Source organism: Actinomycetospora sp. CA-101289 (assembly GCF_050955895.1).
Classification (GTDB): Bacteria; Actinomycetota; Actinomycetes; order Mycobacteriales; family Pseudonocardiaceae; genus Actinomycetospora.
This window is the reverse complement of record NZ_CP192093.1, coordinates 5,388,014-5,401,059: the sequence shown is the minus strand read 5'-3', so window position 1 is coordinate 5,401,059 and position 13,046 is coordinate 5,388,014. Positions and strand designations below refer to the sequence as shown.

10 protein-coding genes and 1 pseudogene are annotated in these 13,046 nt (G+C 71.3%); all 11 read left to right on the top strand.

Going from position 1 to position 13,046, the window contains the following annotated elements:
* Window positions 1–176: 176 nt before the first annotated feature.
* The 11 genes and pseudogenes from rplJ to ACQPX6_RS26800 all read left to right on the top strand — a co-directional run bounded on the left by rplJ (window position 177) and on the right by ACQPX6_RS26800 (window position 13,045).
* Window positions 177–782 carry a 50S ribosomal protein L10 gene (gene rplJ, locus ACQPX6_RS26850; protein ID WP_433783758.1) on the top strand — a complete coding sequence of 202 codons (606 nt, stop codon included), beginning with the start codon at window positions 177–179 and terminating at the stop codon, window positions 780–782.
* Window positions 783–833: 51 nt separating this feature from the next.
* On the top strand, window positions 834–1,223 hold the full coding sequence (gene rplL / locus ACQPX6_RS26845; protein ID WP_433783757.1) for a 50S ribosomal protein L7/L12: 390 nt from the start codon (window positions 834–836) through the stop codon (window positions 1,221–1,223).
* A gap of 374 nt (window positions 1,224–1,597) precedes the next feature.
* Window positions 1,598–2,605 (top strand): annotated as a pseudogene (locus ACQPX6_RS26840) (ABC transporter ATP-binding protein); the annotation flags it as partial.
* 1,061 nt (window positions 2,606–3,666) lie between these two features.
* Window positions 3,667–4,461, top strand: coding sequence for an MlaE family ABC transporter permease (locus ACQPX6_RS26835; RefSeq protein ID WP_433783756.1), 795 nt, complete (start codon window positions 3,667–3,669; stop codon window positions 4,459–4,461).
* A gap of 22 nt (window positions 4,462–4,483) precedes the next feature.
* Window positions 4,484–5,320: an MlaE family ABC transporter permease gene (locus ACQPX6_RS26830; RefSeq protein ID WP_433783754.1), complete on the top strand. Its 837-nt coding sequence runs from the start codon at window positions 4,484–4,486 to the stop codon at window positions 5,318–5,320.
* Window positions 5,317–6,801 (top strand): MCE family protein, encoded by a 1,485-nt coding sequence (locus ACQPX6_RS26825; RefSeq protein WP_433783753.1) that lies wholly within the window; start codon window positions 5,317–5,319, stop codon window positions 6,799–6,801. The genes ACQPX6_RS26830 and ACQPX6_RS26825 overlap by 4 nt, the downstream gene beginning before the upstream one ends.
* On the top strand, window positions 6,798–7,889 hold the full coding sequence (locus ACQPX6_RS26820) for an MCE family protein (RefSeq protein ID WP_433783752.1): 1,092 nt from the start codon (window positions 6,798–6,800) through the stop codon (window positions 7,887–7,889). Before ACQPX6_RS26825 ends, ACQPX6_RS26820 begins: the two co-directional genes overlap by 4 nt.
* Window positions 7,877–9,244, top strand: a complete 1,368-nt coding sequence (locus ACQPX6_RS26815; RefSeq protein WP_433783751.1) for an MCE family protein — start codon at window positions 7,877–7,879, stop codon at window positions 9,242–9,244. The genes ACQPX6_RS26820 and ACQPX6_RS26815 overlap by 13 nt, the downstream gene beginning before the upstream one ends.
* A complete protein-coding gene (locus tag ACQPX6_RS26810; protein ID WP_433783750.1) occupies window positions 9,244–10,602 on the top strand; it encodes an MCE family protein in 1,359 nt (452 codons plus the stop codon). Before ACQPX6_RS26815 ends, ACQPX6_RS26810 begins: the two co-directional genes overlap by 1 nt.
* Window positions 10,602–11,786, top strand: coding sequence for an MCE family protein (locus ACQPX6_RS26805; protein WP_433783748.1), 1,185 nt, complete (start codon window positions 10,602–10,604; stop codon window positions 11,784–11,786). Before ACQPX6_RS26810 ends, ACQPX6_RS26805 begins: the two co-directional genes overlap by 1 nt.
* Complete coding sequence (locus ACQPX6_RS26800; protein ID WP_433783747.1) at window positions 11,783–13,045, top strand: MCE family protein; 1,263 nt, start codon at window positions 11,783–11,785, stop codon at window positions 13,043–13,045. Before ACQPX6_RS26805 ends, ACQPX6_RS26800 begins: the two co-directional genes overlap by 4 nt.
* Window position 13,046 lies beyond the last annotated feature (1 nt).

Sequence of the window (13,046 nt, the reverse complement as noted above, 5' to 3'; positions counted from 1 at the left end):
GTGCCGGGTGGACGAAGGCCCCACGAGGGGCGTCCCGCGCAGGAGGACGAGGTATCGCGACACCGCCGGGCCTCGAGCCTGAGCCTCGTCCCGACGCCCCGTGCGCCTGCGCACGGGGCGTTCGTCGTTCCCGGGCCCGACCAGCACTCGCCCGAGCACGCAGAGAGGAGGCGCGCATGGCCACCGAGACCGAGAGGCCTCCGAACGCCGAGAAGGTGGCTTCCGTCGCCGAGATCGCCGCGGAGTTCCGCGACGCCTCGGCCATGGTCGTCACCGAGTACCGCGGCCTGTCGATGAAGCAGCTCTCGCAGCTGCGCCGGTCGCTGGGCTCGGACGTCACCTACGCCGTCGCCAAGAACACCCTGGTCAAGCGGGCTGCCGCCGACGCCGGGGTCGAGGGCCTCGACGACCTGCTCGTCGGCCCGACGGCCATCGCCTTCATCGCCGGGGAGCCGGTGGACGCCGCCAAGGCGCTCCGCGACTTCCAGCGCGACAACAAGGCCCTGGTCGTCAAGGGCGGCTACATGGAGGGCCGTGCGCTCTCCGCCACCGAGGTCACGCAGCTCGCCGACCTCGAGTCGCGCGAGGTGCTGCTCGGCAGGCTCGCCGGCGCGATGAAGGGCAGCCTCACGAAGGCGGCCCAGCTGTTCAACGCCCCCGCCTCGCAGGTCGCGCGCCTCGCGCAGGCCCTGCAGGACAAGCGGGCGGCGGAGAGCACCTCGAGCACCGAGGACGCCGTCGCGGCGGTCGAGTCCGCCGACGCCGAGGCCGCCGACGCCTGAGTGCGTCCGTCCCACCCCCACACCACCGTTTCCCCTGTTAGGAGCGCCACCATGGCGAAGATGTCCACCGACGAGCTGCTCGACGCCTTCAAGGACATGACCCTGATCGAGCTCTCGGAGTTCGTGAAGAAGTTCGAGGAGACCTTCGAGGTCACCGCGGCCGCCCCGGTCGCCGCTGCGGCCGCCCCGGCCGCCGGCGGTGCTGCCGCCCCCGCCGAGGAGGAGAAGGACGAGTTCAACGTCGTCCTCGAGGCCGCCGGCGACAAGAAGATCCAGGTCATCAAGGTCGTCCGCGAGGTCGTCTCGGGCCTGGGCCTCAAGGAGGCCAAGGAGCTCGTCGAGAGCGCCCCGAAGCCGATCCTCGAGGGCGTCAACAAGGAGGCCGCCGACGCGGCCAAGGCCAAGCTCGAGGAGGCCGGCGCGAAGATCAGCCTGACCTGATCTCGCGCTCACAGCGCAGCACGCACGGGGCGGGGACCTTCGGGTCCCCGCCCCGTCGTCGTCTCCGGGGTCGCTCCGCGTGGTCGGCAACGGGGTGTCAGTCGTCCGGGGCATCGGCAACCGTCCGCGCGGCGGGCGGCAGACGCGGGTCCGCCGAGCGCGTGGGGTCGACCGCCCGTCGCCACCCGTCCGGGCCAGCACCGGAGCGTGTCCGGGTGACCACGACCCGGCGACTGCCCAAGTTGCCGGGCGAGTAACCTTCTCGCTCATCCGTCGTTGAGGACGTGACGCCCCTCTCGTGGGGTGCCGGCTCGATGGCGTCGGTAACACAGGGCGTGCATCTGGCGACACCACGGCGACAGCGGGAGGACTCCATGGCGGGCGTCGAGGTCGGCATCAAGAACCTGACGAAGTCGTTCGGCAGTTCGACCATCTGGTCGGACGTGACGCTGACGCTTCCGGCCGGCGAGGTCAGCGTCCTGCTCGGCCCGTCGGGTACCGGCAAGTCGGTGCTCCTGAAGTCCATCATCGGTCTGCTCAAGCCCGAGAAGGGCTCGATCTTCATCCACGACACCGACCTCGTGCGGTGCTCGGAGTCGAAGCTCTACGAGATCCGCAAGCTCTTCGGCGTCCTGTTCCAGGACGGCGCGCTGTTCGGGTCGATGAACCTGTACGACAACATCGCCTTCCCCCTGCGTGAGCACACCCGCAAGGGCGAGAAAGAGATCTCCGACATCGTCATGGAGAAGCTCGACATGGTCGGGCTCTCGGGCGCGGAGGACAAGCTCCCCGGCGAGATCTCGGGCGGCATGAAGAAGCGCGCCGGGCTCGCCCGCGCCCTCGTGCTCGACCCCGAGATCATCCTGGTCGACGAGCCCGACTCGGGCCTCGACCCGGTGCGCACCGCCTACCTGAACCAGCTGCTGGTCGACCTCAACACCCAGCTGGACGCCACGATCCTCATCGTCACGCACCACCTCGGTACCGCGCGGTCGCTGCCGGACAACATCGGCATGCTCTTCCGCCGCAACCTCATCATGTTCGGCCCCCGCGAGGTCCTGCTGACCTCGGAGGAGCCGGCGGTCCAGCAGTTCCTCCAGGGCCGGCGCGTCGGCCCGATCGGCATGTCCGAGGAGAAGGACTCGGGCCAGATGGAAGCCGAGATGGAGGAGCTGAAGAAGAAGGGCGGCTCGGCGGAGTCCGAGGAGTCGTTCATCGACCCGCAGCTCGACCCCACCGAGGGCATCGGCGAGCGCAAGGCGGTCCAGCGGCGCAAGGACCGGGTCATGCAGGTGCTGCACACCCTCCCGGAGAAGGCGCAGACCGCGATCCTCGAGTCGCTGACCGACGAGGACATGGAGCGCTACGGCATCTCGAAGGACCAGGACCGCACCGAGCTCATCGAGATCACCTACAACAACCCTCCCGAGGACGCCGACCCGTTCGGCTACCAGGCCATGCAGGAGGCCTCGGACAACTCGATGGTCGAGGAGTCCCCGGCCGGCGAGGGCGAGGGCGAGGGCGATCAGGCCGGCAGCGGCGACCCGGACGCCGACGCCGAGGCGCGCCGGGCGGCCCCCGCGCCGCCGGAGTCCGACGAGCCCCTGGTCGGCGTCCCCGCCGACGACCACGCGGGGGGCACGGTCGTGCTCCCGCAGGCCGGTGAGCACACCAAGGACGACGACGAGAAGTCGGGCGAGGGCGGCGAGCCCGCCGACCAGGACGACCAGCAGGACTCGGACCAGGACCAGCAGCAGGACTCGGACCAGCAGCAGGACCAGCAGGACTCCGACCAGCAGCAGGACCAGGGCCGGCAGGACCAGCAGGACGACGACCCGAAGACCGAGCAGATCGCCGCCGTGCGCGACGACGCGGGCCAGGGCGACCAGGCCCAGAACGACCAGGGCCAGGGCGACCAGGGCCAGGGCGAGCAGGGCGCCTCGGTGAACCAGTACGCCGGTGCGGCCGCGTCCGGCGGCCGCCACCACTGGCGCGAGGACACCGACCAGGGCGGCCAGGACGGCGGCCAGGGCGGTCTCGTCTCCATGGAGCGGCGCACCGACCGCGAGGGCGGCGAGGACGGCCAGGACCAGGGTCAGGGCAACGGGCAGGGCGGCGGCCGGCAGGAGCGGCCCGCGCCCCGCACCGGCCGCGAGAGCGACCGCTCGGGCTGGGCCCAGCCGAACGCCGGCCAGGACGCGCCGGACCGCGACGGCGACGCCGCGGGCGACCCGTCCGGGGACGGCGGCCCGGGCTCGCAGGAGCAGGCCGCGCCCGCCACCGACGAGACCGGTCGCCCCCAGGGCGAGGACGGCGGCATCGGGTCGAGCAGCGGCACCAGCGGGACCAGCGACACCAGCCACGACGGTCAGCCCTCACGCGGCCGCGAGGACGACGACAGCCTCATGGGCGGCATCAAGCGCATGTTCCGCCGGAGTGCCTCGTGAGCAATCGCCTGACCGCCGGCAACTTCCCGGGCGCCGGTGCACTGGAGTCGACCGGCAAGCTCTTCGCCCTGGGCCTCGACGTGGTCGTCGGGATCTTCCAGCGGCCGTTCCAGACGCGCGAGTTCATCGACCAGTGCTGGTTCATCTCGCGGGTCTGCATCCTGCCCGCGGCGCTGGTCTCGATCTCGTTCGGTTCGGTCATCTCCCTGCAGCTGGGGTCGCTGATCCGCCAGTTCGGCGCCCAGTCGTTCTCCGGCGCGGCGAGCACGCTGGCCGTGGTCCAGCAGGCCGCACCGGTCATCTGTGCGCTGCTGGTGGCCGGGGCCGGCGGGTCGGCCATCGCGGCCGACCTCGGTGCCCGCACCATCCGCGAGGAGATCGACGCCATGGAGGTCCTCGGCGTCAACCCCATCCAGCGGCTGGTGGTGCCCCGGGTCCTCGCCTCGATCCTCGTGTCGGCCCTGCTGTTCGGCCTCGTCTGCCTCGTCGGCGTCGCGGGCGGCTACTACTTCAACGTCGTGCTCCAGGGCGTCACGCCCGGGGCGTACGTGCAGGGCTTCTCGGCGCTGTCGAAGATGGGCGACCTGATCGTCGGCTTCATCAAGGCCGCCCTGTTCGGCCTCGCGGCCGGGATCGTCGCCGCCTACCGGGGCCTCAACCCCTCCGGGGGGCCGAAGGGCGTCGGTGACGCGGTCAACCAGGCCGTCGTCATCACCTTCATCATGCTGTTCGCGATCAACGTGATCGTGACGGCCGTGTACCTGAACCTCGTCCCGCCGAGCAAGTTCTGACCAGACCGGGGCCACGCAGATCATGACCATCACCTCACGCCTCAAGAGCGTCGCCGGTGCGCCGCTCGGCGTGCTGGACACGCTGGGCGACCAGGCGTCGTTCTTCGCGCGCACCATCGCCTGGATCCCGAAGTCGGTGACGCGCTACCGCCGCGAGGTCCTCCGCCTCCTCACCGAGGTCGCCTTCGGGTCCGGCGCGCTCGCCCTCATCGGCGGCACCGTCGTCATCGTCGGCACGCTGACCTTCTTCACCGGCAGCGTCGTCGGTCTCCAGGGCTACTCGGCCCTGAACCAGATCGGCACCTCGGCGTTCGCCGGCTTCGTCACCGCGTACTTCAACACCCGCGAGGTGGCGCCGCTGGTGTCGGCGCTGGCGCTGTCCGCGACGGTCGGCGCCGGCTTCACCGCCCAGCTCGGCGCCCAGCGCGTGTCGGAGGAGATCGACGCCCTCGAGGTCATGGCGGTGCCGTCGCTGCCGTTCCTCGTCACCACGCGCGTCGTGGCGGGCTTCATCGCCGTCATCCCGCTCTACGTCATCGGCCTCGTGAGCTCGTACCTGGCCTCCCGGCTGCTGGTCACGAACTTCTACACGCAGTCGCCCGGGACGTACGACCACTACTTCAATCTCTTCCTCCCGCCGGAGGACGTGATCTATTCCTTCCTCAAGGTGTTGATCTTCGCTTTCGTGATCATCCTCGTGCACTGCTACTACGGCTACAACGCGAGCGGCGGACCGGCGGGGGTGGGCGTCGCGGTGGGCAACGCGGTACGGAACTCCATCGTGATCTTCAACGTCCTCGACAACCTGCTGACCCTGGCCATCTGGGGCACGACGACCTCGATCCGGATCGCCGGGTGAGCGCCCCGACGCAGGAGACCCAGCAGGACGACTGGGGTCCCCAGACCAAGGACAAGCGGCCAGACCTCAGCCCTCTGCGCCGCCGGCTGATGGGCCTCGCCCTCGTCGTCCTGATGCTGTTCGTCGCGGGGTTCTGCCTGGCGCTCTTCAACAAGGCGTTCAAGCCGTCCGACACCGTCTACCTGCGCACCGCCACCGCGGGGAACCAGCTCTCCCCGAAGGGCGACGTGAAGGTGCGCGGTGTCATCGTCGGTGAGATCGTCTCGATCGACAGCGAGGGCTCGGGCGCCGTCGTCGAGATGTCCATCGACCCGGACTTCCTGCCGATGGTCCCGGACAACGCCACCGCGGTGCTCATCCCGAAGACCCTGTTCGGCGAGCGGTACGTCTCGCTGACGATCCCGCCGTCCCCGAGCGCCAGGCCGCTGCAGGACGGCGACACGATCACCCAGGACCGGTCGTCCAACGCCACCGAGACCGAGCAGGTGCTCAACAACCTGCTCCCGGTGCTCACCGCGGTCCAGCCGCAGAAGCTGTCGGACACCCTCGGGGCGATCTCCCAGTCGCTGTCCGGACGCGGCGAGCAGCTGGGCAACACGCTCGTGCTGCTCAACCAGTACGTCGAGGGCCTCAACCCGGTGCTGCCCGACCTCCAGGCGAACCTGCAGGCGCTGGCCCCCACGGCCGACATCTACAACCAGGCCTCGCCGGACCTGCTGCTGGCGCTGGACAACCTGGTGACGACGAGCCGCACCCTGGTCGAGCAGCGGGCGGCGTTCGAGTCGACGTTCCGCACGGTGACCTCGGCGTCCAACGTGACCAGCGACTTCCTGGCCGCGAACCGGGACAACATCATCGCGCTGGCGGCGACGTCGCGGCCGATCCTGGAGCTGGTCGCGCGGTACAGCTCCGAGTTCCCCTGCCTGTTCCAGCAGCTCACGGACGTCACGCCGAAGATCAACGAGGTCCTCCGCCCGGACACCGGCGTCCAGATCGACGCCGAGATCGTGCTCGACCGGGGTCCCTACCGGCCCGGCGACGCCCCGGTCTACGGCGACCGCCGCGGTCCGCGCTGCTACCAGATCGAGGGCCAGGCGCCGCAGTACCCGCCGGGCGGTCCGCTCGTCGACGGCTCGTCGGCCCCGCCGGCCTCGCGCAGCACCCAGGACGCCTACGCGGGCGGCGCGGGCGAGGAGATCGACGAGGACTCGCAGACCGGTGACGAGTCTCCCGCCGCGGCGCGCGCTCCCGCGGGCACCGCCGCCGACACCGGCGGTGGCGAGACCGCGGGCCAGTCGGTCGCGGGCCGCGTCGACGGCGCCAACATCGGCCTGCCCAACAGCCCCAACTCACCCGAGGAGCGCCAGCTGGTGACCGAGGTGACGGCGATGCAGATGGGCATCGTCCCCGCGGAGGTGCCGTCCTTCGCGCCGTACCTCACCGCGGCGACGCTGCGCGGGGCACCGGGGGTCGTCCGATGAGGGGCCTCGCCGCACCGCTGATCAAGCTCGCGATCTTCACGATCATCACGGCGCTCTCGGTCGCCGTGCTCGCCGCGGGGATCCAGAACTCTTACTTCGCCAGCACCGAGGACTACAAGGCGCGGTTCGTCGACGCCTCGGGGCTCATCGCCGGCAGCGAAGTCCGGATCGCCGGCGTGCGCGTCGGCCAGGTCACGGACGTCCAGCTGGTCGACCGCGACGTCGCCGAGGTGTCGTTCGCGGTCGACGAGACCCGTCGCCTGCCGGTCGGCTCCATCCTCGCGATCAAGTACCAGAACCTGGTCGGCCAGCGGTTCCTGGAGATCTCGCGGGGCAACGGGCCGATGAACCAGACGCTCCGGCCGGGCGCGACCGTCCCGCAGAGCCAGACCCGGCCGCCGCTGAACCTCACGGTGGTGTTCAACGGGTTCAAGCCGCTGTTCCAGGCGCTGAGCCCCAACGACATCAACCAGCTGACCTTCGAGATCGTCCAGGTGCTCCAGGGCCAGGGCAGCACGGTGAACTCCCTGCTCGCCCGGACGGCCTCGCTGACCTCGACCATCGCGGACCGCGACGCGGTCATCGGGTCGCTGATCAACAACCTCAACACGGTGCTCGACACGGTCAACGCCCGTGACGAGCGGCTGTCGGGGCTGATCGTCTCGCTGCAACAGCTGGTCAGCGGCCTCGCGGCGGACCGGGTGGCCATCGGGTCGACGCTGCAGCCCATCGCCGACCTCACGACCACGACGGCGGGTCTGCTCGAGGAGGCCCGGCCCCCGCTGCGGGACGACATCGTCCAGCTCGGTCAGCTGTCGGCGAACCTGAACGCGAACCGGGACGACGTGGAGCGGTTCCTGCGCCTGACCCCGCAGAAGTTCAACAACTTCGGCCGGGCCGGCAGCTACGGCTCGTGGTTCAACTTCTACCTCTGTGCGCTGGGCGGCACCCTGAGCTTCGGCGGCACGCCGGCGGGCCAGCTACCGGTCATCGGCCCGCTCCTGCCCGACCCGGACGGTGCCGGTCCCCTCCAGCCCGGCGACCTCAGCCTCCCTCTCCCGGATACGGCGGGCCGATGCCAAGGATGAAGCCGTTCCGCAAGCGGAACCCCCTCCCGATCGGCGCGGCGAGCCTCGCGATCCTGCTGCTGCTGATGGCGGCGTCCCTGAACATCAAGGACCTGCCGCTGATCGGCCAGGGCCCGACGTACACGGCGCGCTTCAGCGAGTCGGCCGGCGTGCTGCCCGACGACGACGTGCGCGTCGCGGGCATTCGGGTCGGGACGGTCACCGACCTGACCCTCGAGGGCAAGGACGTCCTGATCTCGTTCAAGGCGCCGGACGCCTGGATCGGTGACCGCACCTCGGCGTCGATCGAGATCAAGACGGTGCTCGGGCAGAAGTACATCGAGCTCGAGCCGGCGGGGGACACCCCGCTCGACCCCGACCAGTACATCCCCCGCGAGCGCACCCGGGCGCCGTTCGACGTCATCCAGGCGTTCTCGCAGCTCTCCACCACGGTCGAGGACATCAACACCGATCGCCTCGCCCAGAGCCTGGGCGTCCTCTCGGACACCCTCGACGGCGCGGCCGGTCCCGTCCGCGGGGCGCTGGACGGGCTGAGCCGGCTCTCGCGCACGATCTCGTCGCGCGACCAGGAGCTGGCCCGCCTGCTGGCCAACACCCGCACCACCACCCAGGTGCTCGCCGACCGCGACGCCGAGGTCGAGCGGCTGATCAACGACGGCAACCTGCTGCTGAGCGAGCTCCGCTCCCGCAAGGCGGCGATCGACAACCTGCTCAACGGCACCGTCGTGCTGTCCCAGCAGCTGCGCGGCCTCGTCGCCGACAACGAGGCGACGCTGCGCCCCACGCTCGAGCAGCTCGACGGGGTCCTCACCACGCTCGAGACGAACTCGGCGAACCTGGAGAACACGATCCGGCTGTTCGCCCCGTTCGCGCGGGTCTTCGGCAACGTCGTCGGCAACGGGCGCTGGTTCGACGCCTACATCTGCAACCTCGACCCGCCGGGCGACCAGAACTGCGACCCGGGCTCGAGCCTCGACCCGGGGTCGCTGCTCGGGGGGCTCGACCCGGCGGTCCTGCTGCGGCTCCTGCAGAACGCGCTCGCGCAGCTCGGCGTCCCGGCGATCCCGGGCGCCGACCAGCTGGGCGCCGTTCTCGGGGGCCTCTCACCGGCCCAGCTCACGCAGCTCCAGCAGCTGCTCGGCGGCACCGGCGGGCTGACGCCCGAGCAGCTCGGCGTCCTGTTCCCGGGCGGGATCCCCGACCTGAGCGCCCTGCTCGGTGCACTCCAGCCGGGTGCGGGCGGCGGCGCCGGTCTCCTGCCGGGCGCCGCGCCCGCGGGTGGCGGCGGCACCCCGGCCGGTGGCGGCGCGGGCACGGCAGAAGGCACCGGCGGTACCGAGGGAGGAGGCAACTGATGGCCGACCGCATGGTCACGTTCTTCGAGAGCGCGTCCCGCACGCTCGCGGCGGCCCTGGTGGTCGCCCTGCTCGCGACGGCCGGGCTCTGGTACGCCCTGCAGCAGGGCACCCAGCGCACGGTCACCGCCTACTTCACCTCGACGGTCGGTCTCTACGTGAACAACGAGGTGACGATCCAGGGCATCCCGGTGGGCACCGTCGACGCGATCGTCCCGCAGGGCGACGTGGTGCGGGTGGTGTTCAAGGTCGACAAGGAGGCGCCGGTCGCGGCCGACGCCCAGGCCGTGATCGTCGCCCCGACCCTGGTCAGCGACCGCTACGTCCAGCTCGGCCCGACCTACGAGGGCGGGCCGCAGATGGCCGACGGCGCGGTCATCCCCGTCGAGCGCACCGGGCAGCCGGTGGAGCTCGACCGCGTCTACCAGAGCCTGGACACGATCTCCCGCGCCCTGGGCCCGAACGGCGCGAACCAGAGCGGTGCGCTCAACGACCTCCTGCGCTCGTCTTCCAACGCGCTCGGCGGCAACGGCGAGCTGCTCAAGAGCACGATCACCGAGCTCGGGGGAGCGGTCGGCACGCTGGCCGACAACCGGGCCAACCTCTTCGCCACGGTCGACAACCTCGGCCAGTTCACGAACATGCTGGCCCGCAACGACGGGGCCGTGCGTGACCTGAACAACCAGCTGCAGGACATGTCGGCCTTCCTGGCCTCGGAGCGCGGCGACCTCTCGACCGTGCTGGCGACGCTGCCGCCGGCGCTCGACGACGTCGCCCGCTTCGTGCGGGGCAACCGCGACATCCTGCGCACTGACGTGGGGAAGCTCGCGAACGTCACCGACATCCTCGTCCGCCAGCGCGCGGCGCTCACCGAGGTCGCCGACGTCGCGCCGCTGGCCCTGGGCAACCTGGAGAACAGCTACAACGCCAGCTCCGGCACCCTGGACGTCCGCCCGGTCCTCGCTCCCGAGCTCATCGGGGACGGCCTCGACCCGCGGGCCCTGCTGTGCAACCTGCTGGTGAACCAGCCCGGGCTCCCGGATGCCCTGGCGGGACCGGCCAACCCGATCCTCACCCAGATCGCGCGAGCGTCTGTCGTCTGCGGCGCCATCCTCGGCAACGGCACCGGTGCGGACACCCCGCTCGGCGCCTCGCTCGCGCCGATCCTCAACCTGCTGAACCTGCTCAACCAGCAGCCGAACCTGAACGCCCTGACCCCGCTGGTCACCGGCACCGAGGCCCTCGGGCCGCTCGGTGCCGGCGGCCAGGCTGCTCCGGCCGGTCAGACCCAGCAGCCGACCGTCACCGAGCCCGGCGGCGGCATCCTCGGCTTCGCCCCGACCGGAGGTGGGCAGTGATGCGGCCGACCCCGCCGACGCGGGTCCGCGCCCGTCTCGCGGCGCTGCTCGTCGTCGCGGCGCTCGCGCTGTCCGGCTGCGGGTACGACTCGCTGCAGGAGATCCCGCTACCAGGCGGGGCCTCCCTCGGTCCCGAGCCGTACACGGTGACGGCGCAGTTCACCGACGTCGTCGACCTCGTTGCCAACGGCAGCGTGCGCGTCAACGACGTCCCGGTCGGCGTGATCCGCACCGTCGAGCTCGCGCCCGACGGCTGGACCGCGCAGGTCACCGTCGAGGTCAACGGCGCCGTGGTCCTGCCCGCGAACTCCATCGCCCGTCTGCGGCAGACCAGCCTGCTGGGCGAGAAGTTCGTCGAGCTCATGCCGCCCCCGGACGAGGCGCCCCAGGGGCGTCTGACCGGCGGCGCGATCATCCCGGTGGACCGCACCGACGTCGGGGCCCAGGTCGAGGAGGTGCTCGGGGCGCTCTCGCTGCTGCTCAACGGAGGCGGCGTGGAGAAGATCCAGACGATCAGCCGCGAGCTCAACAACGCGATGTCCGGCAACGAGCCCCAGCTGCGGGCGCTCCTGACCAACCTGGACTCGCTCGTCGGCACCCTGGACCGGCAGAAGGCCGACATCGTGCGGGCGATCGACTCCCTCGAGCGGCTCACCCGCACACTGGTCGACCAGCGGGCCCGGATCGCCAACGTCATCGACAACCTCGCGCCCGGGCTGGACGTGCTCAACCAACAGCGCGGCCTGCTCGTGCAGACCCTGCAGGCGCTCGAGCGGCTCTCGGTGGTGGGCACCGACGTCATCCGCAACAGCCAGGCGAACACCGTGGCCGACCTGCGGGCGCTGCAGCCGATCCTGCGCAACCTGGTCGAGTCGGGAGACGCCCTGCCGGGGTCCCTGCAGATCCTGGTCACCATCCCGTTCGCCGACAACTCGCTGAACGTCATCAAGGGTGACTTCGCGAACATCGACGTGACCCTGGACCTGGACCTGCAGGCCATCCTCACGAACATCCTCAACACCCCGGCGGTGCCCGGGGTCGACGCCATCTTCAAGCTGCTCCAGACGCCGGGCACCACGCCGCAGCAGGGTGCCCAGGGCACGGGCATCCCCGGGAGCACCACGGCGCCCAACGCCGGCGTGCCGCTCGCGGTGCCCGGAATCACCGGAGGGACCGGCGGATGATCGGCAAGCAGGTCCTGCGGCTCGTCGCGCTGTTCGCGGTCATCTCGGTGATCGGGATCGGCTACGTGAGCCTGCGCTACGTCGGCGCCGACGCGCTCATCGGGCTCGGGCCGTACACGGTCAAGGTCCAGATGGCCGACTCCGGCGGCATCTTCCCGGACGCCTCGGTGAGCTACCGCGGCGTCGAGATCGGCAAGGTCGGCGCCATGCGGGTGACGCCGACGGGCGTCGAGACCGACCTGGAGATCGAGCAGGACTCCCCGGCGGTCCCGGCGTCCTCGACGGTCGTCATCGCGAACCGCTCGGCGGTCGGCGAGCAGTACGTCGACCTCCAGCCGACCACGACGAACGGGCCGTACCTCGAGGACGAGTCGATCGTCCCGGTGTCGCAGGTGCGGACGCCGCTGCCGGTGGACACGCTGCTGGCCGACGTCAACGCGCTGGCCACCTCCGTCCCGCTGCCCGAGCTGCGCACCACCGTCGACGAGCTCTACGCCGCCTTCGACCGGGCCGGCCCGGACATCCAGCGCCTGCTCGACTCGAGCAACGTGCTGATCCCCGACGCCATCGCGAACCTGCCCCAGACGACGCAGCTGCTGCGTGACGGGCGGGTCGTGCTCGGGACCCAGAGCCAGCTCGGACCCCAGATCACGTCGTTCAGCCGTGACCTCCAACTGTTCACCGCACAGCTCAAGGCCGACGACCCGAACCTGCGGCGCCTCGTCGCCGCGGCCCCGCCGGCGGCCACGGAGCTCGAGGGCCTGATCCGCGAGACAGGTCCGGATCTCAGCCGGGTGATCGCCAACGTCCTGACGGTGGCGCGCATCCAGGCGCCCCGGCTGGCGGGCCTCGAGCAGTTCCTGGTGACCTACCCGGTGCTGTCGGCCGGCGCCCCGTCCGTGGTCCCGGGCGACGGGCGCGTGCACTTCGGCCTGGTACTGAACATCGCCGACCCGCCCTACTGCCGCAACGGCTACCTGCAGCCGGACGCGGGGTGGCGGCCCGCCACCGCGCAGGACTTCCCCCCGATGGACACGAGCGTGAGCTGTGACGAGGCCCCGCCGGTCAACGTGCGAGGCGCCCAGAACGCCCCGGCGCCCGACGGCGGGGCCGGTGGGGGACCCGCCACCGCGGGCGGAACCGGGGGGACGCAGAATGACCCCGGGAACACGGCGCTCGCGGCGGTCCCGACGGACGGCGTCCTCGCCGACAGCACCGGCGGTGCGCCGCCGGTGATCATCCCGGGGATGACCCCCTGAC

Bases quoted from the DNA above. Each gene is read 5' to 3' on its own strand.
- ACQPX6_RS26830 (WP_433783754.1), top strand. From the start codon at position 4,484: ATGACCATCACCTCACGCCTCAAGAGCGTCGCCGGTGCGCCGCTCGGC.
- ACQPX6_RS26805 (WP_433783748.1), top strand. From the start codon at position 10,602: ATGCGGCCGACCCCGCCGACGCGGGTCCGCGCCCGTCTCGCGGCGCTG.
- ACQPX6_RS26815 (WP_433783751.1), top strand. From the start codon at position 7,877: ATGCCAAGGATGAAGCCGTTCCGCAAGCGGAACCCCCTCCCGATCGGC.
- ACQPX6_RS26820 (WP_433783752.1), top strand. From the start codon at position 6,798: ATGAGGGGCCTCGCCGCACCGCTGATCAAGCTCGCGATCTTCACGATC.
- rplJ (WP_433783758.1), top strand. From the start codon at position 177: ATGGCCACCGAGACCGAGAGGCCTCCGAACGCCGAGAAGGTGGCTTCC.
- ACQPX6_RS26810 (WP_433783750.1), top strand. From the start codon at position 9,244: ATGGCCGACCGCATGGTCACGTTCTTCGAGAGCGCGTCCCGCACGCTC.
- ACQPX6_RS26800 (WP_433783747.1), top strand. From the start codon at position 11,783: ATGATCGGCAAGCAGGTCCTGCGGCTCGTCGCGCTGTTCGCGGTCATC.
- rplL (WP_433783757.1), top strand. From the start codon at position 834: ATGGCGAAGATGTCCACCGACGAGCTGCTCGACGCCTTCAAGGACATG.